We start from the raw sequence: 22,998 nt of genomic DNA, 5'->3' as shown, positions 1-22,998 counted from the left end.
AATGGGCACATGACCGAACGCATGGAACTCGGGAAGTTCGCCGGCGAGGCCTACAGGGCGATGGCCGGCCTGGACCGGTTCGTGGCACAGAGCACCCTCCCCAAGCCCCTCCTCGAACTCGTACGGCTGCGCGCCAGCCAGATCAACGGCTGCGTCTACTGCGTGGACATGCACAGCACCGACGCCAAGCAGGCGGGGGAGAGCGACGCCAGGCTGCACGCCGTGGCCGTCTGGCGCGAGGCGCCCTTCTTCACCCCGCAGGAACGCGCCGCGCTGGCCTTCACCGAGGCCGCCACCCGCCTGTCCACCGACGACGTCACCGACGAGGTCTGGGCGCAGGCCGCCGCGCACTTCGACGAGCAGCAGCTGGCCGCGCTGACCGTGGCCGTGGCCACCATCAACGCCTGGAACAGGATGGGCGTCGCCACCCGGATGACCCCGGAGTCATACAAGTCATGAGAACCCAGCGGGTCCTCGCCGCCGCGCAGCTCGCCAACTCCATCGGCGACGGCGCGTACCTGGTCACCTCGGCGCTCTACTTCGCCGACGTCGTGGGGCTGTCGGCCACCGAGATCGGCCTCGGCCTCACGCTGGGCTGGGCGGTCGGCTCGGTGGCGGGGGTGCCGCTCGGGCACCTGGCCGACCGGCGGGGGCCGCGCGGCGTGGCGGTGCTGCTCGCGCTCACGACCGCGGTGGCGGCCGGCTCGTTCGTGTTCGTCCGCTCGTTCGCGCTGTTCCTGCTGGTCGCCTGCGTCTACGGAACCGCGCAGACCGGGCTGTCGGCGGCCCGGCAGGCCCTGCTGGCCGGGCTGGTCGAGCCGGCGCGCCGCACGGTCGTGCGGGCGGTGCTGCAGTCCACGCTCAACGGCGGCATGGCCGTGGGGGCCGCGCTGGGCGGCGTCGCGCTGGCCGTCGGCACCCGTGCCGGATACGTCGCGGTGTTCACGCTCGACGCCCTGAGCTTCCTGGTGGCCGCGCTGGTCCTGCTCCGGCTGCCCGCCGTGCGGCCCGCGCCCGCCGCGCCGGGACCGCGGCTGGCCGTGCTCAGGGACCGGCCGTACGCGCTGGTCACGATGATCAACGCGGTGATGCTGTTCTACATGCCGCTGCTCAGCCTCGTGGTGCCGCTGTGGATCGCGCAGCGCACGTCCGGGCCCGCCTGGCTGGTCTCGGTGCTGCTCGTGCTCAACACCGGCAGCGTGCTGCTCTTCCAGGTACGCGTGGCCCGCCGGGTGCGCGACCTGCGGGACGCGTCCACGGCCGTGCGCCGGGCGGGTGTCGTGCTGTTCGCCGCGTGCGCGGTGTTCGCCCTCAGCCCGTACGGCTGGGTCTTCCTGATCGCGGCGGGTTGTCTGCAGGTCGCGGGGGAGATGCTGCTGGCCGCGGGGTCCTGGGAGATCGGCTTCGGTCTGGCCCCCGACGACAGGCAGGGCCAGTACCAGGGCTTCTTCGGCACCGGCACGGCCGTGGCGAGGATGCTCGGCCCGGCCGTGCTCACCACGCTCGTGCTCGACGGCGGGACCGTGGGCTGGTTGCTGCTGGGGCTGGCGTTCATGACGGCCGGCGCCGCGATGGCACCGGCCGTCAGATGGGCTCAGCGGTCACTCGAACCGGCGTAGGGCCTTGGCGGTCACTCGAACCGGCGTAGGGCCTTGGCGGTCACCTGAACCGGCGTAGGGCCTTGGCGGTCACTTGAAGCGGCGTAGCCGCAGGCTGTTGCTGACCACGAACACGCTGGAGAAGGCCATCGCGGCCCCCGCGATCATCGGGTTGAGCAGGCCGAGGGCGGCCAGCGGCAGGGCGGCCACGTTGTAGGCGAAGGCCCAGAACAGGTTGCCCTTGATCGTGCCGAGCGTCCGGCGGGAGAGCCTGATCGCGTCGGCGGCCACCAGCAGGTCGCCCCTGACCAGGGTCAAGTCGGACGCCTCGATGGCGGCGTCCGTGCCGGTGCCCATGGCCAGGCCCAGGTCGGCCTGGGCGAGCGCGGCCGCGTCGTTGACGCCGTCGCCGGCCATCGCCACGACCTTGCCCTCCGACTGCAGCCGCTTGACCACGTCCACCTTGTCGGCGGGCAGCACCTCGGCGATCACCTCGTCGATGCCGACCTCGTCCGCGACCTGCCGGGCGACGGCCTCGTTGTCGCCGGTCAGCAGGACCGGGGTGAGGCCCAGCGTGCGCAGCCTGGCGATGGCCTCCGCGCTGGTCTCCTTGACCACGTCGGACACCACCAGCAGTGCCCTGGCCTTGCCGTCCCAGCCGGCCGCGACCACCGTGCGGCCCTTCGCCTGCTCCTCCTCAAGGGTGGCCGCCAGGCCGGCGGGCAGGTGCTGCGACCACTCGGCCAGCAGCCTCGGCCGGCCCACCAGGACCGCGTGCCCGTCCACGATGCCCTGCACGCCGAGGCCCTCGACGTTGGCGAAGTCCTCCACGGTCGCGTCGGAGTTCGCCTCCCTGGCGATGGCCTGGGCGATCGGGTGCTCGGAGGCGTGCTCGATGGCGCCGGCCAGCCGCAGCACCTCCTCGCGGCTCTCGCCCTCGGCCAGGTGCACGCCGACCAGCGTCATCTTGCCCTCGGTGACCGTGCCGGTCTTGTCCAGGACGATGGTGTCGATGCGGCGGGTGGACTCCAGCACTTCCGGACCCTTGATCAGGATGCCGAGCTGCGCGCCCCGGCCGGTGCCGACCAGCAGCGCCGTGGGCGTGGCCAGGCCGAGCGCGCACGGGCAGGCGATGATCAGCACGGCCACCGCGGCGGTGAACGCGGCCCCCGCGCCGTTGCCGGTGCCGAGCCAGAAGCCCAGGGTGCCCAGGGCCAGCGCGATCACGATCGGCACGAAGATGCCCGACACGCGGTCGGCCAGCCGCTGCACCTCGGCCTTGCCCGTCTGGGCGTCCTCGACCAGCTTGGCCATCTGGGCGAGCTGCGTGTCCGCGCCGACCCGGGTGGCCCGCACCACCAACCGGCCGCCCGCGTTCACGGTCGCGCCGGTGACGGTGTCGCCGGGACGCACCTCGACGGGCACGGACTCGCCGGTCAGCATCGAGGCGTCGACCGCGGAGGTGCCCTCCTCGATCACACCGTCGGTCGCGATCTTCTCACCCGGCCGCACGACGAAGGTGTCGCCCGCCTTGAGCTGCTCGACCGGCACCCGCCGCCCGTCGGCCAGCTCGACGTCCTTGGCGCCCAGCTCCATCAGGGCCCGCAGCGCGGCCCCCGCCCGCCGCTTGGAACGCGACTCGAAGTAGCGCCCGGCCAGGATGAACGCGGTCACCCCCGCCGCGGCCTCCAGGTAGATGTTGCCCGAACCGTCGGTGCGCTCGATGGTCAGCTCGAACGGGTGCGTCATGCCCGGCGTGCCCGCCGTGCCGAAGAACAGCGCCCACAGCGACCAGCCGAGCGCGGCCAGCGTGCCGATGGAGATCAGCGTGTCCATGGTCGCGGCGCCGTGGCGCAGGTTCGTCCAGGCGGCCTTGTGGAACGGCCAGCCCGCGTAGACCACGACCGGCGCGGCCAGCACCAGCGACAACCACTGCCAGTTCGTGAACTGCAGCGCCGGGACCATCGCCATCGCGATCACCGGCACGCTCAGCGTGACGGCGGCGATCAGCCGGTCGCGCAGCGGACGCAGCTCGTCGGCGGGCTCGGCCTGCCCGGCCTGCTCTTCCCGCTCCTTGGCGACCGGGAGCGCGGCGGTGTAGCCCGCCTTCTCCACCTCGCTGATCAGCGCCTGGGGGTCGAGCCCGTCGGGAAAGGTGACCTTCGCCTTCTCCGTCGCGTAGTTGACCGTCGCGGTCACGCCGTCAAGCTTGTTCAGCTTGCGCTCGATGCGGTTGGCGCAGGACGCGCACGTCATTCCGCCGATCGCGAGTTCGACGGCCTTTTCCTCGATGAGGGAAGACATCACCTCTCCTTTCTCAACGTCTCGGTGTTCAGTGGCCGTGGGGGGCCGACGGTTCCGCGGCGCCCTGCGTGGCGCGCACGGTGAAGTCCGCGGTACGGACCTCGTCCCCGTGCTTGAAGTCGAGGAACAGCCGGTAGTCGCCGATGCTCGGCACCTCGGCGTAGAAGGTGATCTGCGGACCGGCCTTCTCGCTCTGCTCCGGGTGCACGTGCAGGTAGGCCAGGTCACCGGCGCGGAGGGCGACCAGGTGTCCGTACGCGCCCAGGTAGGGCTGCAGGTCGGTGACCGGCTCGCCGTCTTTGCTCACCGAGAGGGTGAGCTTGCTCGCCCGCCCGGGGACCAGGTCTCCGTCGAGGCTCACAGTGTAGTCGCCGACCTTCGAGGAGCGGCTCGCCTCGGGCAGCGGCTTCGGCCGGTAGTCGCCGGCGGCCTGCAGGTCGGCGCCGAGCGTCAGCTTCTCGCCGCCGGTCGGGGCGAAGTCGGCGAAGGCCCGGTACGCCCCCGCCTCCGGCAGCGTCAGCCCGACCGACCAGATGCCGTCGGGCGTCATCTCCGGATGCAGGTGGAGGAAGGTCGTCAGGTCACGGGAGACCACGATGAAGTGCAGCTTCTTGTCGTGCTCCACCTGGTAGTCGGTCACCGGACGGCCGTTCGGGCCGGTCACCGCGAAGCGGAAGTCGGTGGCCTTGCCGGTCTCGATCGGGGTCAGCGGGTTGAGGGTGTATCCGTTCTGCGACACTTGCAGCCCCCGGGGGTGTCACTGGACGCCTGCTCCGGCGCCTCGTGCTCCTGGCCGTCTTGGCCCTCTCGGCCCTCTCGGCCTTTCAGGGCATCTTGGCCCTTCTCCATGGCGGCGTGGCTCTGCGTCGGCTGTTCCTCGGCCACCGGGCCGACCGCCCGGCCCACGCCCAGGGCCCCGCCGAAGACGACGGCGAGCCCCAGGGCGTAGGAGCCGAGTTTGGCGGCCGTGTTCATGACTGTCCGACCAGTTCGTATCCGGCTTCCTCAACCGCGGAGGCGATCTGGGACTCCTCGACCTGGCTCTCGCTGGTCACGGTGAGCCGGCCGCTGGCCAGGTCGACCTCGACGCCGGTGACGCCGGCCACGCCGCCGACCTCCTCCTTCACCGAGCTCACGCAGTGGCCGCAGGTCATGCCCTTGACGGTGTAGGTGGCGGTGCTCATTACGGTCTCCTTCAACGTGGTTCAGGTTCCTGCCGAATACTCTAACACGGTACCCCCTAGGGTATTCCGGTGGGTGTGAGATTCAGCTCACGGTTTCGCGTATGGGCGGCTTGTGCCTCAGCGTGGTGGGCGCGTCGCACCGATGACGGCCACCACCGCGGTGCCCGCGAAGGCGACCCGGAAACCGTCGGCCCTTCGACGCTGATCCTCGGCGGTGTCCCCGGCCGGTCATGACAGCCGAGCCGGCCCGGTAGATCGTGTTGACGACGTCGACGCCCTGTACCGTGCGCCGTCCCAGGTGCAGCGGCCATCATGGACGGGCCGATCAGCAAAACCCGTCCGGTGACGAACACCCCGCGTGCCCCCGAACAGGTCGGACAGCCGCCCGCTCAGCAGCAAACCGCCGAAGTCGTGACGTAGGCGTTGGACATCCACCGCAGCCCGCCGGCCGAGAAGCCGAGTTCGCGTCACATCCTCGGCAAAGCGACGCCGCTGACGGACGCGTCCGTGATTCTCATGAACTGGGCGGCGGCGGGAACGTAAGATACCTGCGGGGGTATGCCGCGCGCGCAGGACGTCCGGATATTTGGCATGATCGGGATGTTGTCCGAAGTGATTGGCAGATTGCCCAGGACGGGATGGATACTGGCCGGGGTCGAAGGGGTGATCCAGGCCGAGCTGAAGGCTCGTTCTACGCACAAGCCGCACATCAGGTTCGTGCGCAACACAAGGAGCGCAGCCATCCCTTGCTAGGCTGCATGTCAACCGTTGGGTCTCACCCCGGCAGGTGAGACCGTCGAAGAAGTGGGGTCACACCGTGAAGAAGCTGCTCGTTCTGGCGCTGGTCGCCCTTGGGGGATTGCTGATCTGGCGTAAGGTTCAGGCCGACCGCGCCGAGCTCGATCTCTGGACCGAGGCGACCGGCAGCGAGAACTAACCGACCGGCGAGGCGATGAGTGACGTCGTCCCCATCGAGCTGGCGTGCCTGGACCTGGCAGGCACCACAGTCGGTGACATCGCCATGGTCGAGCGCGCCTTCGCCGAGGCGATCGCCACCCAGGGCATAGTGCCCGGGACCGGAGCGTACGCGCGTGCCATGGTTCACGTGCACCGGTCCCGGGGCTGTCCCAAGATCGATGTCTTCCGGGGCATCTTCCCCGGCAACGAGGCCCAGGCCCAGGCGGCGAACCTGACGTTCGAGCGCTCCTACGAGGGTGCGCTGGAACGTGCCGGACTGGAGCCCGTGCCCGGGGTCCTGGAGGTGCTCGACAAACTCCGCGGCACCGGGGTCAAGCTCGCCCTGATCACCGGGTTCAGCCGTACGACGCTCAGCCGCGTGCTCGGCGTCCTCGGCTGGCACGACAAGGTCGACCTGGCCATCTCTCCGGAGGACGCGGGCGGCCGCGGCCGTCCCTGGCCGGACATGGTCCTGCACGCCGTGCTGCGACTCGGCGTGGCGGACGTACGGCACGTGGCGGTTGTCGGCGACTCGGAGAGCGACATGCTCTGCGGGCGCCGGGCCGGGGCCTCCGTGGTGGCGGGGCTGATGACCGGCGTGCACAGCAGAGAACGGTTGCTCAAGGGCGGCGCCACGCACATCCTGGACTCCCTCGCGGACTTCCCAGGCCTGGTGCTGAGCGACGACCTCGGGACGACGCGGGTGGCTTCCCCGGCCCGGTAAGCTATCTTCGTCGAAGGGGCCTTAGCTCAGTTGGCAGAGCGCCTGCTTTGCAAGCAGGATGTCAGGAGTTCGAATCTCCTAGGCTCCACCAGCCAAAACGCCGCTTCTCTGATCATGAGAAGCGGCGTTCGTGCCATTAACGTGCCATTAGCCTTTGGCGATCTTCTTCTGTTCGGCCTCTACGCGAGCGCTCAACGCGTCGGCGATTCTCTGGTCCGCGTCGCGGGTGGCGTGCTGGTAGATCAGCGCCGCTCGGTCGCTGTCGTGTCCCATGCGCGCCTTCAGGTCTGCCAGGCTTGCCCCTGACTGGGCGGCCAGGGTGTTGCCGGTGTGCCGGAGATCGTGGAAGTGCAGGCCCTGTACGCCCATCTCCTTGAGCGCTTCCACCCACTTGGCCTCCCGTCGGAAGTTGCCGCCTCTGAGGAAGGCTCCGCGCTTGCCGAGGAAGACGAAGGCGTCGTCCGGTGGGGCGACGTAGGTGGCCAGGTGTTCGGTCAGCACGGGGATGATGGCTGCCGGGATGCTCACCCTTCGGCGTCCTGCTCGCGACTTAAGCGGGCCCAGGCGCATCTCGCCGCCGTCTAGCTAGTACTACAGCGAGGCTTTGAGATCTGTAGCGTGTGAACATGCCAGATGACTTAACCGCTGCTGATCTGCGGGAGTGGGTTACGGGGCTGGATGTGTTGTTCGGCCGGGTAGCGGGCCGGTTCGGGCGGGTGGAGCCGCGTCGACAGGCGCGGGCTTATCTGCTGGGGTTGCTGGCGCCGATCGAGCGCAAGAACGGCTGGCAGCTGGCCGAGGCGGCGGGGGATGCGACGCCGGATCGTATGCAGCGCCTGCTCAACAGCGCCCGCTGGGACCCGCGCCAGGTGCGCGTCGATCTGCGTGAGTACGTGATGGAACACCTCGGCCACCGCGACGGCGTGCTGATCGTCGATGAGACCGGCTTCCTGAAGAAGGGCGACAAGTCGGCCGGGGTGCAGCGCCAGTACTCCGGTACCGCTGGCCGGGTGGACAACTGCCAGGTGGGCGTCTTCCTGGCCTATGCCTCCCCGCTCGGGCGGGCACTGATCGACGCCGAGTTGTATCTGCCCCGGTCCTGGACCGATGACCGTGATCGCTGCGCCCGGGCCGGCATCCCGGCCGACGCGCCCTTTGCCACCAAGCCGATGCTGGCGCGTACGATGCTGGCCCGCGCGCTGCAGGCCGGCGTGCCGGTGTCGTGGGTGACCGCGGACGAGGCCTATGGCATGGATTTCAAGTTCCGGCGTTTCCTGGAAGAACACCGTCTCAGTTATGTGGTGGCCGTACCCAGGAGCCAGTGGATCGGCACGGGCTGGGGCGGGCAGATCCGTGCCGACACCGCCACCGCCCAAGCTCCGGCCGAGGCATGGAAGCGCCGCTCCTGCGGCCGCGGTGCCAAAGGCGAGCGGTTGTATGACTGGGCGCTGGCGTCGGTGCGTTTCGAGGTCGAGCCCGGCTATCAGCGTTGGCTGCTGGCCCGGCGCAGCCTGACCCCCAACGCCAAGGGGGAACGGGAACTGGCCTACTACCTGTGCCATGCTCCGGCCGGCACCACCCTGGAAGACCTCATCACCGTCGCGGGCAGCAGATGGGCCATCGAGGAATGCTTCCAGAGCGCCAAGAACGAGACCGGCCTGGACCACTACCAGGTGCGCCGTTACGACGCCTGGCACCGCCACATCACTTTGGCGATGCTCGCCCACGCCTACCTGGCCGTGACCGTCGCGCACTTCCCAAAGGCCCAAGCGGGCTGGTCCGCCTCACACCAGCCGAGATCCGCCGTCTCCTGGCACACCTGACCAGCACTCTCGTCCCACCCCCTCGCCCATGCCTTGGCCTGGTCCCACTACCGGCGCCTCCATCAGACCCGCGCCCGAGCCAGTCACTACAGAAGACATCGACTGAAACATCTCAAAGCCTCGCTGTAGTACTAGTTGCGGTTCTAGCTGCAATCCAGCACCGTCCCACGCCGTTCCAGGCGAACCGGCCGCGTTCGCGGGTCCAGGTCGAACCGATCCGGACGGGCAAGATCCGAGCTGCCAAGGCGGTTGGGTTGCGTCGTTGATCTGCGGCGTTTGCGGTGGGCCGACAGCAAGGTGCCTCAGTACTCGAGAACGCCATGGGCGGCCACTGCGTCACTTGACGCGTTCGGCCGCACCTCGGTGATGCGCTCAGCCAGTAGCAGCGCAGCGGCGAGACCGCCCTTCGACTTGTCGCCGGCCAGCCCGAGCTCGATCCGGTCGGCCAGGAAGTCCTCCGGGATGCCGTCCTCACCGCCGCCGAACAGCGGATCGAAGGTCAGGATGTTGCGACCGTCGGCGTAATGGTCGAAGGACGCGACCCTGTTCACGTTGACGAAGACGCTCGCCGTGATCGTCTCCGCCGACAAGGGCCGCAGCACCTCGGGCAGCGTGCCGGCGAAGCCGTTCCACTCGCTCAGAATGGTCCCGCCATCGGCCGGCCGGGCGCAGATGAGCCCTTCCTCGAAATCGCCTTCCTCGTCATCCCCGTCGAACACGTCAATGCCAAGGCAGGCCAGCGCCTCGTGCGGGGTGAGACCGCGGACGAAGGTCACGCAGAACGCGTCGTCATCGAGCCAGTTGTAGCCGCTCATGGGGATCCTGTTCTCTCGGACCAGATCATGGAGATGATGGCACGTGAGGGTTGAGATCCGCTCTTGCTAACGGAGCTGCTAACAACGGTCCTGGACTGTCATGGACGTTGGTGGACAGCATGTACGGTCACCGCTGCTCGCGGCGCGTGAAAGATCAAGCGCAGTATGACGGTGTCCAGGGTGAACATGTCGGTGCCGTCCCAGTCGAACTGCCCGACCTGCCCCGGCGGGGCATCAGGGGAGGCGGCCACACAGTCATGGCCCTCCTGGTCCTCGATCCATTCGACGAGGCGGACGTCTTCGAACCGAAAGACCACGACGGGCGTCTTCGACAGTTCGGATGGAGTCCACTTTGGGGCGTAGATGAACTCCAGTTCCAACGTCGGCGGCCTGCCGAGCTTGTAGGTCAGGCGCCCAAGTCGGTGTCGTGAAGGTAGACGTGGGCACCCTCCTCGGTCCAGAACTCGTACAGCCCTCCCCTGGAAGTGATGCCACGATGCTTGTCCTTGGTCACACCGGCGAATTCGGTCACTGACATGAGGACATAGTCCTACGGACCGGGACGATCTAGCAGGTCCCGGCGAAGTGGTGGCAGCAGCGCTGACAGCAACGTCCCCGCACACGGGCTCACTTCGATCACCGTCCAACCCCCTCTGACTAGGGTCTTCGCCACAGCCCAGGGCGGTTGCTCCGCCTGAAAAGCGGAAGGTCAGGCTGCCGCGGCGCTTCCGTTCCTCGGGCCTGGCGGCCCTGCGGTACGGATCCCGTTGCCGCCGCCCGTGGTCGCGCAACTGCAGCCCCTACGATCGCCGCGGCATGGCTGGCCGCTGTGCGTGGTCGGGGGGATCGACGATCCGTGCTTCGTACCTCAGCACAGCTCACCGAGCAGGGTTGTTGCGGTCCGTTCCCAAGCCGAGGCAGTCACAGGTACAGGCGCCAGCTCAGGAATGGGCGGCGCGCCCGGCTGTCCTACCGAGGTAATGGCTGCTGCCCATAGCCTGTCCCGAAAAGGATCATCGTCCAGGCTGGGGCGAAGGGGACAAGCAATGGGCGGCGCATCGCCGATGGATTACGCGTGGCTGGTTGAGGAGTATCAAAAGGACAGCGACCTGATCGGCGTGACGTTCGTGCGAGGCATGTCTCCTGGGGAAGCGTTGCACCGGATCGGCGCCACTCGCGGTGACACCTCCCGAGAGGTGGGCATTGCCGCCTACACGGGAGACGGAGGAGCGGTCCTATTTGACTACCATTGCCAGCCGCTCCCGGAGACCCTCTCCCGGAGTACGGAGATGGCGAGAGTCATTACAGGCAGCACCGTGGACGAGCATTTCGTCTACTCCGTCGATGGAGTGGTGGTCACGGAATTCGAGCCGTTCTTCCCCAGCGATCGGAACGGCAGCGATCCTGATCGCCTGCTGGTTCATATGCGAGAGCTGGGCATACCGCTGGTCGGAGAGCCCGACTCGCGGACTTCCACTGCTCTCGCCATTGCGCTGGCCGCACGGGCCACTGGGGTCGCCCTGACACCGACTCACTACGAGGCGGAGCCCATTGTCGGGTCGATCGACTGAAGGTTCCGACCCGGCGACCTGCCGTGCAATACACGTGTAATGGATCTCATTGTGGCGAGAGATCGTTCTGTCGCCGGGAGACGTCTTCCCAGCGTAGCCCGAGTGCTTCGCCAAGCCGAAGCCCAAGGACAAGCACCTGGACGTGGGCCGGGTACATCGTGTTTTGCGCCAGTATTGCCGCATGGACCATCAGAGACTTCGCGAATCGATCAGTGAGGCCTGGGCGACGGACGTGCTGCCCAGCCTCTCCGGGTTGATCGAGATTCCCGCCGTGTCGTCCGCCTACGACGCCGCCTGGGAGGAGCATGGTCATCTGCGGGCCGCCGTCGAGCACGTGCGGGGCTGGGTGGCGTCGCGGGGCCTGCACGGCGCGCGGTGCGACGTCTTGCAGCTCGACGGCCGCGCCCCGCTCCTGTTCGTGGACGTGCCCGCGACGCCGGGCGCGGCGGCCACCGGGACCGTCCTGCTGTACGGGCACCTCGACAAGCAGCCGCCGCTGGGTGACTGGTCGGAGGACCTGGGCCCGTGGCAGGCAGTGATCCGCGACGACCGGCTCTATGGCCGCGGTGCCGCCGACGACGGGTACTCGGGCTACGCCGCCACCACCGCGCTGGAGGCCCTACGCGGGGCAGGCGGCGAACACGCCAGGGCAGTCCTGCTGCTGGAGACCGGCGAGGAGTCCGGCAGCCCGGACCTGCCCGCGTACCTGGAGCATCTCGCCGACCGGCTCGGCGAGGTGTCGCTGGTGGTCTGTCTGGACGCGGGCGGCGGGGACTACGAGCGGCTGTGGCTGACCTCCAGCCTGCGCGGCGCGGTGCAGGCGACCGTCACGGTGCGCGTCCTCGAGACGGGCATCCACTCCGGGCTCGGGAGCGGCATCGTGCCGAGCTCGTTCCGTGTCATGCGCCAGCTGCTCGATCGGGTGGAGGACCCGGAGACCGGCGAGGTCAAGGTGCCCGAGATGGTGGTGCCCATCCCGGAGGAACGGCGCATGGAGGCGGCGGAGCTCGTCGCGCTCCATCCGGAGGTCGCCGTGCCCCGGCTCCCGCTGCTGCCGGAAACGCGGCGAGTCTCCGACGACGACGTCGAGCTCGTCCTCAACAACACCTGGCGGCCGACCCTGTCCGTGACCGGCGCCGGCGGGCTTCCGGACCCCGCGGTGGCGGGCGCCGTGCTGCGGCCCTGGACCTCCGTCCGGCTGAGCTTCCGCCTGCCTCCCTCGGCCGACGCCGAGGCGGCGCGGGCCGCGCTGGAGAAGATCCTCACGACCGACGTGCCGTACGGGGCGCAGGTCGAGGTCGGCGACTTCATGGTCCTGAACGGGTGGCACGCGCCGGCGCCGGCCCCCTGGCTGGCCTCGGCGTTGCGGCAGGTCGGTGATCGCGTGTTCGGGAAGCCGTGCCAGAGCATGGGCATCGGCGGCGGGATCCCCTTCATGGAGATGCTCGGCAGGCGGTATCCGCAGGCGCAGTTCGTCGTCACGGGCGCGCTCGGTGCGGACTCGAACGTGCACGTGCCGGACGAATGGCTGCACATCCCGTTCGCCGTACAGGTGACCGAAGCGGTCGCACACCTCCTCGACGCGCACGCACGCGCCGGTGGGCCTGCCTGACCCCATCCGTCATGACGCCTGAACGGCGGCATCCGGGCCGACACCCCGCCCGGCTCGGCGCGCTGGACGGGGTGAGCTTCACCAGTCTGCGGCGCGCCGCGCCGCCGTACCTCCGGCCCTCCGCCCGCCCGCCGTCCGGGCGTGCGGTCTTGGGGCCGATCCTGAACGGTGCGGGTCCGATCACCGTCGCCCGCTCCAAGGGCGCGCTGTCCTTTCGGCCGTTCAGCTCAGGGTGATGGGGTTGGTGAGCGCCGCCATGTGTTCGTCGGGATGACGCACCTCAACGCGGACGAACGCTGATTCCTCCGCGTTGGTATGCCACTCCAAGACGCCTGATCCATCGCCTGGCAAGGGTGCGCGGTGCACCGTCCCTCGATCGGTGTGAAAGCTGACGGTGCCGGACGGCACACCACAGACGTTCACCCGGACCACAGCCGGTTCGCCGTGGGTATCCAGCCGCCCCCCGATGTCGGCACTGCCATCGCCGGCAGAGACCTGGAGCGACAGCTCAACCGTGGCCGATTCGGCGACCCAGCTGCGGCCGGCACGGATGCCGGCGAGGACTGCGTCCGCGCTCATTTCCTCGGCCAGCACGACGGTGTGCGGTCTGCCGATCTGGCCCTCCAGATGGGTGTCGCTGTTGCCCATCGCCGGTCGCCACCGTCCATGGCGGATGTCGACGGCCAGGCTGCGGCCCCATTCGGCCAGTGCTGCCGCGTTGTCCGCCTGCCAAGGCTCATCGGAGATCCACAGCCCGTTCCACACCTCCACCACATCAAATCCCTCGAACGGATACATGAAGACACCAGAGGGGTACGGCGCGTGCGGGTGGGCCGCCACGCACAGCCCACCGGCCTCATGCACCCGATCCAGATGCTTGCCGATCAAGTCGTCGCGGACGCCGTACCGCCAGTCGACCACCTGCCCCGGATCGATGCCGAGCGCCAGCCAGTGCCCGGTTCGGCTGGTGACTTCCTGGCCGATGATCACCAGCAAGTCGTCGCCGACGAGCGAACCCCACGCGCCATGCGCATCTGCGGTGTTGTGCTCCGTGGTCGCGATGAAGTCCAGCCCCGCCGCACGAGCTCCGGCCGCAAGCTGCTCCGGCGTGAGCTCTCCACCGTTCGAGAGAACCGAATGCACATGGCAGTCACCTCGATACCAGCCACGCCCCTGACCAGCTACCCACCTCGGCGGGAACTGCGATCCCGACATCCCATAGTCCGTGACCATCCCGGCAGCGTATTCACTTCACAGGAGAGAACCACAAGTACGAGGGGGAGATTGAACGGCCGCCTGGAGCGAACATGGTCACATCCCTGGTGTGCCCGATGGGGTGGGGAAGCGAAGGGAACGGCGGGGAGTCACGGGGAATGCGACCTGCGTGCTGAGCGGCGTCGTCCGGTAGGACGCTCAGTGAGCCGCGCTGAGGGATTGTCGATCGCCCCGGCGGCTGGCCACGCAGCGGTGATCGTAGGGCTACATCCAACCCCCAGCCGGGTTGGTTCAGTCCAGCTCCACGCCGAGGAGGCGCTCCAGCTTCGGGAGCAATCACGAGATGACGGTCAAGACAGCTTCGGGGAGGCGGCGGTTCTGCGGAGGGCCGCCTCGTATTGCTGCCTGTCGAAGACAAAAGGACCAAGCGCCACGAGATCCCAGTTGGGACGGTGGCCGTTACGGAATCCAGACCAAGTGACGGTCTGCTCGGTTACCGCGACCTGGGCGGTCAACGGCCAGCATTCCCACTCGCCGCATTCGCAGCCCAGCAGCACTGTCTCTCCTTCGGAAAACCACTGGAGATGAGGCGCTCCGAGGAAATGTGTGCTTGGCCAGCAGATCAAGTCGCGCTCCAGGAGTCCCGCATAGGCTCCCGCGATGCTTGGGTTGGAGGCCAGCGGGAGTTCGACGACGCGTGCGAGTTCGATGAGATTGATGCCGTCGATCACGATGTCCATGTGCGGATAGACGATGGGGGCGACCGGCCCTTCGACGCGGAACTCGATCACATTCACGGAGACACCCTATGCCCTAATTTCAAATTCCTCGCAACTTTCGGACAGCCATAAACGTCCCTGGGGCGGCCAGGGCAGCGACGAGACTCCGGATCCGGGATATGCGCGGGATGAACTGCAGACTGTCGTTCCGCGGTCGATCAGGGTGCTCGCTGACCGCTTCAAATCACAGAGCGAGCAGGCCGCGCTCTTCAGGATCCTGGTCAGGATCGATCCAGTCGTGCGACCGCTTCAGGACTCCGCCAGTAGTCGATCGGTCGCGTCGGGCCGTGGGCATCCACCATGAGGAGATGCTTGCAGATCGTGAGCGACTGGGCCCTCAATGAGCTGTACTCGGAGAGTGCGGGTGTCAGGCGCGGCACAATGAACCTGTGCGGCAGCCGAGCGAGGACGAGATGCGAATAGGGGCTTGGCGGCTCCTGCGTGAGGCTCTGGAGCGTTTGGCGTGGCCGGCCTCTGATCAGATCGCATGGCTCGGATCTGTTATGTGCCCTGATGAACTCGCCCTTGATTTCGATCACGCATACGGCGTCTCATGGATGGCGCACGAGGCGGAGTGGATCGGCGACGAGCTGTCCAGGCATCTCGATGAGATCGATCGGCTCGCCGCGGAGTTGACGGAGGAGGGGCCAGAGCCATGGAGCCCTGAGGGGTTACGGACTCATCCCACATGGGAGCGCTTGAGGGTCCTTGCGTGCCGTGCTCTGACACTCATGCCTTCGACGCCATGGACGAGCAGGCCAAAACCCTCATCGGCGTGCCAATAGCGGGCCATTCAGAGCCCGCCTAGCACTTCGCCCAGTAGATCATCCGACCGTACGAACGCAGCATCGTCGAATCAGGTGGCCCATCATGGATCCGTGACTCGATGAGGGGGCCTTCTCCGGAGAGAAGAGCATCGAGCTCGAAAGTCGCATCATCAACGTCTTCCTCGAGTTCACTGGTACGGCGTCGGACCCAGAAGTGTAATTCTATGAGATCCGTCTCCACGTGGACTGCGACGGCAATAACGTCAGGAGGAATGAGACCCAATAATGCCTGGACCGCATCCAGAACTATTGCATTCTCTCGCTCAAGGTCCTCTGAACTGGTCATGAATGCACTCCGGTCAGGGCTGACCGGCATGACCACAGCGTATGAGGTGCTGCCGGATTAGCGACGACCCGTCGAAGGAAGGCCCCGCGCTTGCCGAGGAAGGCGAAGGCGTCGTCCGGTCGCGCGACAACTCACCCCCGTTCCCGCGAGAGTGAGTCGATGAACGTCTCGGCTTCTGACTGGCTCATGTCCTCGGTGCTTCGTACAAGAAAGACGGCCTCCTTCCGGTTGCCGGACTCGATCAGCTTGCGAACCCGGGTGGGTAGGTCACCTTCGTCGAAAACCGGAAAGCCCGGCAGGACGCCACCAGTGCGCAGAACGCGTGCGACCTTCACCGCGGTCGGCCTGGATACCTGGGACTTCTCCTGAATCAGCGCTATGGCGTCGCGGGTCCTGCCTGCCTCGATGAGGTCATGGGCTCGGACCTGAACATCGACAGGCGTCATGAGGTCCAGGCCGACGTAGATGCGCGTTACTTTGCGTTGTCCAACCCACCGGCTGATTCCGATCCCGGTGATCACCAGCAGCAGGATGAGGAGAATCGACTCCATCGTGTTCAATCCAAACATGCGGTGATCGTAGTGAGAGGCACTGACAGTCAGAGCTCCTGCGCGGGCGGCTCAGGAGCCGAGGTGCCTTCAGCGTCGGAGTCCTGGGCTGGCCCAGGGTCTCCGACGGCGTAGCGGCCGTCCAGGACGATGCCAGAACCCCTCATTGTCGAGACGGTAAACGCTTTCGGAATGGTGGTGGGAGCAGTGGCGGAGTTTCCTCAATTATCACGGTTCCCACTAGTCTTGTGCCGAGATCATGCTCGATGCGTCTTAGGTCGAGGCGGCGCTGTGAATGACAGAAAGGTCCGCCATTGATGGTGCTTCGTGGCCCTGGCTCCGGCCAGCAGCAGATGGTCGAGGATGCCGGACAAGCCTATGCAGCGGGGCGGCAAGTCTTCGTCGCCCACCTCAGCACCCCTTTGAACAAGGCGTCTCAAGGGAGGAGCTTCCCCGAAATCGGTTCGCTCATCGAGGCGGTCGAGGCTCCGGGATGGCGATTGGAGCACATGGCCACCAGCGTCCTGCCGTCCGCCGTCAACCGCCGTAACAACATCACATGCTTGTTCCGCCGGAGTGAATGAGACGTGAGCGGCGGTGGCGTCGTCGTAGCTGTGCCTTCGTAGCGCGTAGGCGTTACTGGCTCTGCCTGCCCGGCCGCGACGCGTGGGCTCAGCGCGTCGGTGATCTGTCGGCTACGCGAAGAAGGTCTGCTCCGCACCGGGCTGAACCTCGTCGCTGCGCGGAACCCGTAGGTCCAGTCGGACTGCGACGCGAGTGCCTGTCATCCGTACGTGCCTCCCACGTTGTAGTCATCGCCGGAGACGACGAGACGGAGATGACTGATGGACGACGGGTTCGCCAAGTACGTGGCGCATCGCCATCTACGGCTGTGCCGGATGGCGTACCTCCTCACCCGGGACTGGGGCACCGCCGAGGACCTGGTGCAGACGGCGTTGGCCAAGGCATGGGTGGCCTGGCGGCGGATCGAGGGCAACCCCGATCCGTACGTCTATCGCATCATCGTCAACACCCACGCCACCTGGTGGCGCCGGCTGTGGCGCGGCGAGGTGCCGGTCGAGACCCTGCCCGAGACGGCCGACCCGCAGGACCACGCGGCCGCCGTGGGGGACAGGGCGGCGCTGTGGAAAGCCATCGCCGCCCTGTCGCCCCGCCAGCGGGCGGTGATCGTCCTGCACTATTTCGAGGGACGGACGCTCACCCAGATCGCCGACATCATCGGCTGCTCGCTGGGCGCGGTCAAGAGCCAGCTCGGCAGGGCCCTGACGCGTCTGCGCGTCGATCCGGACATCCGCACCATGAACCTGGAGGAGCTCCAGCGATGAGGCACACGGAGAGCAACCTGCGCACGCTCCTGGACACGTACGCCCACGACGCGACCGGCAAGGAACCGGTCCCCCACCTCGACGCGATCATCCGCCGAGGCCGCCGGATGCGGCGGGCCCGACGTTCGCTGAACGTCGGGGCGCTGGCCGTCGCCATCGCCGCTGCCGTCATGCTGACGGGCCCCGACCGGGCCGACCAGGCCGCGGTGGCCCAGCCGCCCAGCTCGGCGCGGATCCAGACGCCCCCGGAACCGCCCGAGACGTACCCCGTAGTGCTGGGAGCCGAGAGGTTCACCCTTCCCCTCATCCACTCCCAGAGCTTCGGTACGACAGGCGTCCGCCGGACCGTGACGTTCACACCGACGAGCGCCTCCACCGGTTACCAGGTGGTCTGTGCTGATCCCCGAGCCTGGGTCGTCGTCTCGGTCCCACTCAAGGGTGGTGAATCGGGCGGCACGTCCGGGCGGTGCGGAGCCGGGATAGGCGGCCACCACGACCGGCTGTCGGCGCCCGCCAAATGGCTCAAGCACCGGCAGACGATCCAGGTATGGGTCTTCCCCTCGGACGCCCCCGTCGTCAAGGTCGTCGAAGAACTCGGCCGCTGCCGACCGTTCCAGAAGGGGGCGGCGTGCGACGAGCGGGCGGCCGGCGTCTCGCTTCCTCGCCCGGACGTGCTCGAACGCCTCTCGGCGGAGGTCGGTGAGCAGCCCGGCGAGTGGGCGGTCGGCGTCTACGACCGCCCGACCACCGCCCCCGCCACCGTCGATCGCTCCTGATCGCCGGACACGATGATGGCCGGCGTCCCGCCCGACAGGGGCACCGGACGACCGGGACCGCGCCCCTCTACCTGGAGCCGGTCCCGGACGGCGGGCGGGACACGACGTGGCCGGCCGGCGTCTGTGCTCGGGTGATCGGGAGCGTGGTTGATCGCCGCGTCCACCGAATGTGGCCGGCAGCCGAACTTCCCGCGCACCTGCCCCGCCCACTAGGCTCCAGCCGTGATCACGGTTGTCGACTACGACCCCACATGGCCGGATCGGTTCGAGGCACTGCGCAGGGAGTACGCCAAGGCGTTGGCAGCCGCCGAAGTCGCCGTGATCTCCATCGAACACGTCGGCAGCACGTCGGTCCCGGGGCTGGCCGCCAAGCCGATCATCGACTGCGACATCGTGGTGGCCGAACAAGATGTCGCAGCCGCCACGGACGTCCTGATCGGCCTGGGGTTCTCGCCGTTGGGCGAGCGGGGGATCCCCCAGAGATGGGCGTTCAGGGAACCCGCACGACTCGCCGGGACCCACACCTACGTCATCGTTGACGGTTCGCTGTCGCTGCGCAATCACCTCGCGGTCAGAGACGTCCTGCGAACCAACTCGAGACTTCGCGACCAGTACGCCATGGTGAAGAAGCACGTCGCCGGGAACGCCGCCGACGGCGACGAATACGGGCGAGGGAAGAACGCGACGGTGCAGGCCATCCTCGCGGAAGCCGGTCTGACTGACGCTGAACGAGCATCGATGAATGACAACCAGGTGCCGTCACACGATGAGATTCCGAAGTGACATGACCGGTCGCGAGCTTTCGTCGGGCTCGGCGTGAACACGCGAGGTCAGGTGTAGTCCGCGTACGCCAGGTGGATCCCGCAGTTGCGGCATCTGAACAGGTAGCCGGTCGGGTTTCCGTCTTTGTCAAGCGCGGCAAGGAATTCCTCCACCTGCCCGGAAGACCATCCGCCCGTGGATTGCTCGAAGCGCAGCATTTCCCGTGCGTCCGGATAAGCGGCGAGTTCCGATGCCCCGACCGCGCCGAGGAAAGCGGCTCCGTCGCCGCAATGGAACAGCCAACGGTTCCCCTGCCAGGTGGAGAAACCGGGGGTTCGGCGACTGATGACCTCGATCACCTCCGTCGGGACGTCGCCTGGGGCGTCATACACGTCCACGAGGGTGGCATCGAAGCGGGTTGCGAGACTTCCGTCCGCGACGCACCAGGGGCAGGGCTCGCCGGCGAGAGATTCGACGCAGTAGACCGGCCCTGTATAGACGTAGCCTCTCTGTCTCTCACAGCACACGCAGGCGGCATCAGAGGCCGTCACCGATCCCGTATTGAGCGGGTCAGGGTGATAGGAGAAATCGGGCAGCATGGCGGTAGCGTACGCGGGGCTCATGAGGGATCAGGGGTGCGGCGCCACGGGCCGGGCCCGTCCACCGGGCGCCACATCATGATTCGCTGTCTGTGCTGCTGAACTCTTTTGCTCTCGTCGTGCATGATGAGATGCTCTGCCGTGTGAATGAGCCCGATGACGCCGCCACCCCTGAAACCGCGACGGGTGACGCCCTGACTGTGAAGTCCCTGGGGAACGCCGCACTCATACTTGCAGCAGTGGTAATCGCTTTCGGTTTCATTCTCCAGAAAGCTCTCCACCAATGCTCTCCTCGGGTCGCTCATTTTCGCTGGAATCGGTGTCGGGCTTCGTATCGAAGCCGCGATTCGCCTGTGCGACTGATGGGCCGTCCCGCTTCAAGCCGCCTGTAGGTGTGGCACGGGGGCAGGTCAGCCGACGACGCCGCTCATGAGCGGTCCTTTCGCGATGTCCGGGGTCAGGAGCACGCCGGTCAGCCGGGCCGCGAGGAGCAGCGCTCCGGACGCCGACGACGGTGCTTCGGCACCGGTTCCGGGTCCGTCCTCGGGGGCGAGGCCCGACTCCCTCATCAGGTCGTTGAGGCGATCAGGATCGCTTCCGTGCCGCCATTCCGGGGTCTTGGGGTTGAAGTAGGTGATCAGCTCTCCGTCCACCGCGTCCGGCGAGCACGGTCTCCGGGAAGAGGCCGTCGTCCAGCAGCTCGTCATGGGTGAGCGGTCGGATGCTGTTCTGGTCAGCGCCCAGTCGGAGAAGCGCCTCCACCTCGCCGACCCCGCGTACGAAGGTCAGGCACCACAGATCGCCCAGCTCATCGTCCTCGGCCAGCCAGGCCACATCGGCGTAGGTGTACGCCATCCGCACCACCTCATCTGTTGATCGTCGCGCCATGAGCGTGCCAGAAAGGGCGGCCGGCAACGGTCGCTCAGACGTGCCCCCTCCGTCGCCGGCCGGGGGTGGGGCGCCGGTGCGTGCGTAAGGCCCGTACGCTCCGAATGTGGCCGATGTCGACCCCGGTGGGCTACCAGGAGCAGAGGGTTTCAGGACGGACCCGCCTGCTCGGCGCGAGGGACGGGCAACGAGCGGGCTCCTGGGCCCAGCCCTGGTCAACCTCGCGCTCGGCGTGCCCGCGACCCTGCCGCTCGCTCTGGCACGGTGGTTGCTGACCGACTACCTGCCGATGGACTGCAGGAGCACGGAGGACCTTGCCAAACCAGGCCTGGTGAACTGCAACTACACGACGCTCGATCACGCGGGCATCGTCATGTTCCTCCTGGCGGTGACCGGGATCGTCATCCTGACGCTGGTGGTGGTGGTCGACGTGGTTCTCCCGGTCCGGCGCGGGCGGGGGCTTGCGGCACGGCTCGGCACGGCAGTGCTCATCCTCCTTCCGTTCGCGATCTGCCTGGCGCTGCTCTGACGCCGGGACCCGGGCTGTCCGTCGACGGGGGGTGCCCAGCCGAGGTCGGCGGCGAACCGCGGGCCCGAGTGGGCGAACCTGCCCTTCGCCGATGGCCTGCTTCACGCGAGTTGTGAATGCCGACAAGCTCGGGCAATGTGGCCGTGATCATGCTGCTCAGCTGTGAGAGGCCGCCCATGTACGTGGTCTATCGATCCTGGAACCAAGGGTTGTTGGGGAAGTCGGTCCGGCGCCTGGCTGAGCCGACGGTGCTGGAGTGGGGACGACGGCCAGACGCACGTACGACAGGCGCAACCCCACGACGAACCACGTGTGTGGGACCTTCGCCGCTGGTCCTACGAGAAGCGGCCGCCGGGCGATCTGGTGGCCGGAGAAGTGCTCGGCACGGTGGAGATCCAGTTGCAGCAGCCGTCACCGGACACGTGCAGGTTCACCGAGTTCAAGGTCACCCGCAGCCGCCATGGGCAGGCGGTCGCCAACTTGCTCGGCCGGCACGTCCGCCAGGATCTGCAAGGGGCCGGTATCAGCCGCACCACCGGTTGGCTTCCCGTGAACAGCCTGTATCCGCATGGTCGCCGTTTCCTGCGGGTGCTCGGCCGCACTCGTGAAGGCTCTGACGGGGCTCATGTCCTGATCGGCGAGTGACGCATGGCCCGCCTCCGGTGCGGGGCCGGAGGCGGGCGTGGTGGGCGGGGGTGGGATCGCAGTCAGGCGGGGAGCAGGCCGATGGCTGCCTTGGTCTGGCGGATCTTGGCGCCGGCCAGGCCGCGGGCTCGTTCGGCGCCGGACCGCAGGGCCTTCTGGACGTGGCCGGGGTCTTCCGACAGGTGCAGGTAGCGGTCGCGGATGGGGGCGAGGGTGGTCACCACCGCGTCGGCCACCGCCTCCTTGAGCTCGCCGTAGCGGTCGAACCGGGACGCCAGGTCCTCGGGGGCGCGGCCGGTGCAGGCGGCCAGGATGGCCAGCAGGTTCGAGACGCCGGGTTTGCGGTCGGGGTCGTACGCGACCGTGTTGTCCGCGTCGGTGACCGCGCGCATCACCTTGCGCCGCAGCACGTCGGGCTCGTCGAGCAGGCGCAGGACGCCGCCCGGCGTGGCGGCCGACTTGCTCATCTTGTCGGCGGGGGCGGTCAGGTCCATGAGACGGGCGGCCACCGGCGGGTTGACCGTCGTGGGCACGGTGAAGACGGGGGCGTACCGGGTGTTGAACCGCTGGGCGACGGTTCTGGCCAGCTCGACGTGCTGGCGTTGGTCCTCGCCGACGGGGACCTCGTCGGTGTCGTACAGCAGGATGTCGGCGGCCATGAGGATCGGGTACGTCAGCAGCGACATGCGGACCTGCTGCTGGCGGCCGGACTTCTCCTTGAACTGGATCATCCGCTGGGCCTCGCCGTAGCCCGTGGTGCATTCGAGCAGGTAGTGCAGTTCGGTGTGCTCCGGGACGTGCGACTGGACGAGGAACAGACAGGACTCGGGGTCCGTGCCGGCGGCCAGCAGCAGGGTGGCGAACTCCAGGGTTCGCCGGTGCACCTGGGTGGGGTCGTGGTCCAGGGTGAGCGCGTGCAGGTCGGAGATGAAGACGACGGTGTCCGTGGTGGTCTGTCCGGCGATGATCGGGGCGATGGCGCCGAAGTAGTTGCCGAGGTGCAGGTCGCCGGACGGCGTGAAACCCGTGAGACGTCGTGGCATCGGTGGAGCTCCCTCAGGTCGGGAGCCGCCTCTCGTCCTGGATCGGCCGAGGGATGAGGACACCGACGGGCCGCCCGGGACTGGGCGGCCGCTGTGTCAGGTCTGCGCGGATGAGCAGTGCCGCCCTGTTAGGGGCGCCACCAACCGAGAAATGAGTGGATCATCCG

28 protein-coding genes, 1 tRNA gene and 1 pseudogene are annotated in these 22,998 nt (G+C 67.8%); 15 read left to right on the top strand and 15 right to left on the bottom strand.

All coding sequences use genetic code 11. The features are described from left to right. Positions 1-9: 9 nt before the first annotated feature. Positions 10-459: a carboxymuconolactone decarboxylase family protein gene (locus ACNF49_RS04490; protein WP_357974181.1), complete on the top strand. Its 450-nt coding sequence runs from the start codon at positions 10-12 to the stop codon at positions 457-459. Then, positions 456-1,619, top strand: coding sequence for an MFS transporter (locus ACNF49_RS04485; protein ID WP_482942887.1), 1,164 nt, complete (start codon positions 456-458; stop codon positions 1,617-1,619). Before ACNF49_RS04490 ends, ACNF49_RS04485 begins: the two co-directional genes overlap by 4 nt. A 69-nt stretch (positions 1,620-1,688) precedes the next feature. Here the strand turns inward: ACNF49_RS04485 and ACNF49_RS04480 are convergent, their stop codons facing one another. The 3 genes from ACNF49_RS04480 to ACNF49_RS04470 all read right to left on the bottom strand — a co-directional run bounded on the left by ACNF49_RS04480 (position 1,689) and on the right by ACNF49_RS04470 (position 5,086). Then, complete coding sequence (locus ACNF49_RS04480) at positions 1,689-3,902, bottom strand: heavy metal translocating P-type ATPase (protein WP_482942886.1); 2,214 nt, start codon at positions 3,900-3,902, stop codon at positions 1,689-1,691. 28 nt (positions 3,903-3,930) lie between these two features. After that, entirely contained in the window at positions 3,931-4,641 is a 711-nt protein-coding gene (locus ACNF49_RS04475) for a DUF8832 domain-containing protein (protein ID WP_482942885.1), read from the bottom strand. Positions 4,642-4,873: 232 nt separating this feature from the next. Next, on the bottom strand, positions 4,874-5,086 hold the full coding sequence (locus ACNF49_RS04470) for a heavy-metal-associated domain-containing protein (protein WP_352323852.1): 213 nt from the start codon (positions 5,084-5,086) through the stop codon (positions 4,874-4,876). Between the two features lie 817 nt (positions 5,087-5,903). Between ACNF49_RS04470 and ACNF49_RS04465 the strand changes: the two genes are divergently transcribed. The 3 genes from ACNF49_RS04465 to ACNF49_RS04455 all read left to right on the top strand — a co-directional run bounded on the left by ACNF49_RS04465 (position 5,904) and on the right by ACNF49_RS04455 (position 6,858). Continuing rightward, complete coding sequence (locus tag ACNF49_RS04465) at positions 5,904-6,023, top strand: DLW-39 family protein (RefSeq protein WP_013130296.1); 120 nt, start codon at positions 5,904-5,906, stop codon at positions 6,021-6,023. Between the two features lie 15 nt (positions 6,024-6,038). Continuing rightward, positions 6,039-6,767: an HAD-IA family hydrolase gene (locus ACNF49_RS04460; RefSeq protein ID WP_357974193.1), complete on the top strand. Its 729-nt coding sequence runs from the start codon at positions 6,039-6,041 to the stop codon at positions 6,765-6,767. Positions 6,768-6,782: 15 nt separating this feature from the next. Then, a tRNA-Ala gene (locus ACNF49_RS04455) sits at positions 6,783-6,858 on the top strand. A gap of 56 nt (positions 6,859-6,914) precedes the next feature. Here ACNF49_RS04455 and ACNF49_RS04450 read toward each other — a convergent pair. Continuing rightward, positions 6,915-7,337 carry a tyrosine-type recombinase/integrase gene (locus tag ACNF49_RS04450; RefSeq protein ID WP_498702111.1) on the bottom strand — a complete coding sequence of 141 codons (423 nt, stop codon included), beginning with the start codon at positions 7,335-7,337 and terminating at the stop codon, positions 6,915-6,917. A gap of 56 nt (positions 7,338-7,393) precedes the next feature. On the opposite strand from ACNF49_RS04450, the pseudogene ACNF49_RS04445 reads away from it, so the two are divergent. Further along, positions 7,394-8,719, top strand: a pseudogene (locus ACNF49_RS04445) (IS701 family transposase). A gap of 173 nt (positions 8,720-8,892) precedes the next feature. On the opposite strand, the gene ACNF49_RS04440 reads toward ACNF49_RS04445, so the two are convergent. The 3 genes from ACNF49_RS04440 to ACNF49_RS04430 all read right to left on the bottom strand — a co-directional run bounded on the left by ACNF49_RS04440 (position 8,893) and on the right by ACNF49_RS04430 (position 9,943). Beyond that, positions 8,893-9,405: a DUF6461 domain-containing protein gene (locus ACNF49_RS04440; RefSeq protein ID WP_482942882.1), complete on the bottom strand. Its 513-nt coding sequence runs from the start codon at positions 9,403-9,405 to the stop codon at positions 8,893-8,895. Between the two features lie 98 nt (positions 9,406-9,503). Continuing rightward, on the bottom strand, positions 9,504-9,785 hold the full coding sequence (locus ACNF49_RS04435) for a hypothetical protein (RefSeq protein ID WP_357974215.1): 282 nt from the start codon (positions 9,783-9,785) through the stop codon (positions 9,504-9,506). A 26-nt stretch (positions 9,786-9,811) separates the two neighbouring features. Continuing rightward, positions 9,812-9,943 (bottom strand): hypothetical protein, encoded by a 132-nt coding sequence (locus ACNF49_RS04430; RefSeq protein ID WP_357974218.1) that lies wholly within the window; start codon positions 9,941-9,943, stop codon positions 9,812-9,814. Positions 9,944-10,451: 508 nt separating this feature from the next. On the opposite strand from ACNF49_RS04430, the gene ACNF49_RS04425 reads away from it, so the two are divergent. Both ACNF49_RS04425 and ACNF49_RS04420 read left to right on the top strand, forming a co-directional pair. Further along, on the top strand, positions 10,452-10,976 hold the full coding sequence (locus tag ACNF49_RS04425; RefSeq protein ID WP_482942881.1) for a DUF6461 domain-containing protein: 525 nt from the start codon (positions 10,452-10,454) through the stop codon (positions 10,974-10,976). 181 nt (positions 10,977-11,157) lie between these two features. Next, a complete protein-coding gene (locus tag ACNF49_RS04420) occupies positions 11,158-12,588 on the top strand; it encodes a M20/M25/M40 family metallo-hydrolase (protein ID WP_482942880.1) in 1,431 nt (476 codons plus the stop codon). A 222-nt stretch (positions 12,589-12,810) separates the two neighbouring features. Here ACNF49_RS04420 and ACNF49_RS04415 read toward each other — a convergent pair whose 3' ends face one another. The 4 genes from ACNF49_RS04415 to ACNF49_RS04400 form a co-directional block, all read right to left on the bottom strand. Continuing rightward, positions 12,811-13,803 carry a CehA/McbA family metallohydrolase gene (locus tag ACNF49_RS04415; protein ID WP_498703790.1) on the bottom strand — a complete coding sequence of 331 codons (993 nt, stop codon included), beginning with the start codon at positions 13,801-13,803 and terminating at the stop codon, positions 12,811-12,813. Between the two features lie 350 nt (positions 13,804-14,153). After that, on the bottom strand, positions 14,154-14,600 hold the full coding sequence (locus ACNF49_RS04410; protein ID WP_482942878.1) for a hypothetical protein: 447 nt from the start codon (positions 14,598-14,600) through the stop codon (positions 14,154-14,156). Between the two features lie 786 nt (positions 14,601-15,386). After that, a complete protein-coding gene (locus tag ACNF49_RS04405) occupies positions 15,387-15,725 on the bottom strand; it encodes a MafI2 family immunity protein (RefSeq protein WP_482942877.1) in 339 nt (112 codons plus the stop codon). Between the two features lie 101 nt (positions 15,726-15,826). Continuing rightward, positions 15,827-16,264 carry a hypothetical protein gene (locus ACNF49_RS04400; protein ID WP_482942876.1) on the bottom strand — a complete coding sequence of 146 codons (438 nt, stop codon included), beginning with the start codon at positions 16,262-16,264 and terminating at the stop codon, positions 15,827-15,829. Positions 16,265-16,560: 296 nt separating this feature from the next. On the opposite strand from ACNF49_RS04400, the gene ACNF49_RS04395 reads away from it, so the two are divergent. The 4 genes from ACNF49_RS04395 to ACNF49_RS04380 all read left to right on the top strand — a co-directional run bounded on the left by ACNF49_RS04395 (position 16,561) and on the right by ACNF49_RS04380 (position 19,148). Continuing rightward, entirely contained in the window at positions 16,561-16,827 is a 267-nt protein-coding gene (locus ACNF49_RS04395; RefSeq protein WP_482942875.1) for a hypothetical protein, read from the top strand. Between the two features lie 261 nt (positions 16,828-17,088). Next, positions 17,089-17,589, top strand: coding sequence for a SigE family RNA polymerase sigma factor (locus ACNF49_RS04390; RefSeq protein WP_482942874.1), 501 nt, complete (start codon positions 17,089-17,091; stop codon positions 17,587-17,589). Beyond that, positions 17,586-18,365 (top strand): hypothetical protein, encoded by a 780-nt coding sequence (locus ACNF49_RS04385; protein WP_482942873.1) that lies wholly within the window; start codon positions 17,586-17,588, stop codon positions 18,363-18,365. Before ACNF49_RS04390 ends, ACNF49_RS04385 begins: the two co-directional genes overlap by 4 nt. A gap of 222 nt (positions 18,366-18,587) precedes the next feature. Continuing rightward, the gene (locus ACNF49_RS04380) at positions 18,588-19,148 is read left to right on the top strand and encodes a GrpB family protein (protein ID WP_357982819.1); all 561 of its coding nucleotides are present in this window, start codon (positions 18,588-18,590) and stop codon (positions 19,146-19,148) included. A 47-nt stretch (positions 19,149-19,195) separates the two neighbouring features. Here ACNF49_RS04380 and ACNF49_RS04375 read toward each other — a convergent pair whose 3' ends face one another. The 3 genes from ACNF49_RS04375 to ACNF49_RS04365 form a co-directional block, all read right to left on the bottom strand. Continuing rightward, positions 19,196-19,726, bottom strand: coding sequence for a CbrC family protein (locus tag ACNF49_RS04375; protein WP_482942872.1), 531 nt, complete (start codon positions 19,724-19,726; stop codon positions 19,196-19,198). A gap of 20 nt (positions 19,727-19,746) precedes the next feature. Further along, on the bottom strand, positions 19,747-20,007 hold the full coding sequence (locus tag ACNF49_RS04370; protein WP_482942871.1) for a hypothetical protein: 261 nt from the start codon (positions 20,005-20,007) through the stop codon (positions 19,747-19,749). Between the two features lie 129 nt (positions 20,008-20,136). Beyond that, positions 20,137-20,379: a DUF6461 domain-containing protein gene (locus ACNF49_RS04365; RefSeq protein ID WP_357982828.1), complete on the bottom strand. Its 243-nt coding sequence runs from the start codon at positions 20,377-20,379 to the stop codon at positions 20,137-20,139. Here ACNF49_RS04365 and ACNF49_RS04360 point away from each other — a divergent pair. From ACNF49_RS04360 to ACNF49_RS04350, 3 genes are all read left to right on the top strand, one after another. Further along, entirely contained in the window at positions 20,360-20,602 is a 243-nt protein-coding gene (locus ACNF49_RS04360) for a hypothetical protein (RefSeq protein WP_482942870.1), read from the top strand. The genes ACNF49_RS04365 and ACNF49_RS04360 overlap by 20 nt on opposite strands. A gap of 118 nt (positions 20,603-20,720) precedes the next feature. Beyond that, positions 20,721-21,143 carry a hypothetical protein gene (locus ACNF49_RS04355; protein ID WP_482942869.1) on the top strand — a complete coding sequence of 141 codons (423 nt, stop codon included), beginning with the start codon at positions 20,721-20,723 and terminating at the stop codon, positions 21,141-21,143. A gap of 312 nt (positions 21,144-21,455) precedes the next feature. Then, the gene (locus ACNF49_RS04350) at positions 21,456-21,788 is read left to right on the top strand and encodes a hypothetical protein (RefSeq protein ID WP_482942868.1); all 333 of its coding nucleotides are present in this window, start codon (positions 21,456-21,458) and stop codon (positions 21,786-21,788) included. 62 nt (positions 21,789-21,850) lie between these two features. On the opposite strand, the gene trpS is transcribed toward ACNF49_RS04350, so the two are convergent. Further along, complete coding sequence (gene trpS, locus ACNF49_RS04345; protein ID WP_482942867.1) at positions 21,851-22,831, bottom strand: tryptophan--tRNA ligase; 981 nt, start codon at positions 22,829-22,831, stop codon at positions 21,851-21,853. Between the last annotated feature and the right edge of the window lie 167 nt (positions 22,832-22,998).

Source organism: Actinomadura sp. ATCC 39365 (assembly GCF_054392275.1).
Note: the sequence above shows the minus strand (reverse complement) of the source record. Positions and strands in the feature narration are given on the sequence as shown.

Coding starts and splice junctions, on each gene's coding strand:
- ACNF49_RS04490 (WP_357974181.1), top strand. CDS start 10: ATGACCGAACGCATGGAACTCGGGAAGTTCGCCGGCGAGGCCTACAGG.
- ACNF49_RS04415 (WP_498703790.1), bottom strand. CDS start 13,803: ATGTCGGGATCGCAGTTCCCGCCGAGGTGGGTAGCTGGTCAGGGGCGT.
- ACNF49_RS04485 (WP_482942887.1), top strand. CDS start 456: ATGAGAACCCAGCGGGTCCTCGCCGCCGCGCAGCTCGCCAACTCCATC.
- ACNF49_RS04375 (WP_482942872.1), bottom strand. CDS start 19,726: ATGCTGCCCGATTTCTCCTATCACCCTGACCCGCTCAATACGGGATCG.
- ACNF49_RS04425 (WP_482942881.1), top strand. CDS start 10,452: ATGGGCGGCGCATCGCCGATGGATTACGCGTGGCTGGTTGAGGAGTAT.
- ACNF49_RS04440 (WP_482942882.1), bottom strand. CDS start 9,405: ATGAGCGGCTACAACTGGCTCGATGACGACGCGTTCTGCGTGACCTTC.
- ACNF49_RS04385 (WP_482942873.1), top strand. CDS start 17,586: ATGAGGCACACGGAGAGCAACCTGCGCACGCTCCTGGACACGTACGCC.
- ACNF49_RS04405 (WP_482942877.1), bottom strand. CDS start 15,725: ATGCCGGTCAGCCCTGACCGGAGTGCATTCATGACCAGTTCAGAGGAC.
- ACNF49_RS04470 (WP_352323852.1), bottom strand. CDS start 5,086: ATGAGCACCGCCACCTACACCGTCAAGGGCATGACCTGCGGCCACTGC.
- ACNF49_RS04420 (WP_482942880.1), top strand. CDS start 11,158: ATGGACCATCAGAGACTTCGCGAATCGATCAGTGAGGCCTGGGCGACG.
- trpS (WP_482942867.1), bottom strand. CDS start 22,831: ATGCCACGACGTCTCACGGGTTTCACGCCGTCCGGCGACCTGCACCTC.
- ACNF49_RS04400 (WP_482942876.1), bottom strand. CDS start 16,264: ATGTTTGGATTGAACACGATGGAGTCGATTCTCCTCATCCTGCTGCTG.
- ACNF49_RS04460 (WP_357974193.1), top strand. CDS start 6,039: ATGAGTGACGTCGTCCCCATCGAGCTGGCGTGCCTGGACCTGGCAGGC.
- ACNF49_RS04480 (WP_482942886.1), bottom strand. CDS start 3,902: ATGTCTTCCCTCATCGAGGAAAAGGCCGTCGAACTCGCGATCGGCGGA.
- ACNF49_RS04450 (WP_498702111.1), bottom strand. CDS start 7,337: ATGCGCCTGGGCCCGCTTAAGTCGCGAGCAGGACGCCGAAGGGTGAGC.
- ACNF49_RS04430 (WP_357974218.1), bottom strand. CDS start 9,943: ATGTCAGTGACCGAATTCGCCGGTGTGACCAAGGACAAGCATCGTGGC.
- ACNF49_RS04390 (WP_482942874.1), top strand. CDS start 17,089: ATGGACGACGGGTTCGCCAAGTACGTGGCGCATCGCCATCTACGGCTG.
- ACNF49_RS04395 (WP_482942875.1), top strand. CDS start 16,561: ATGGTGCTTCGTGGCCCTGGCTCCGGCCAGCAGCAGATGGTCGAGGAT.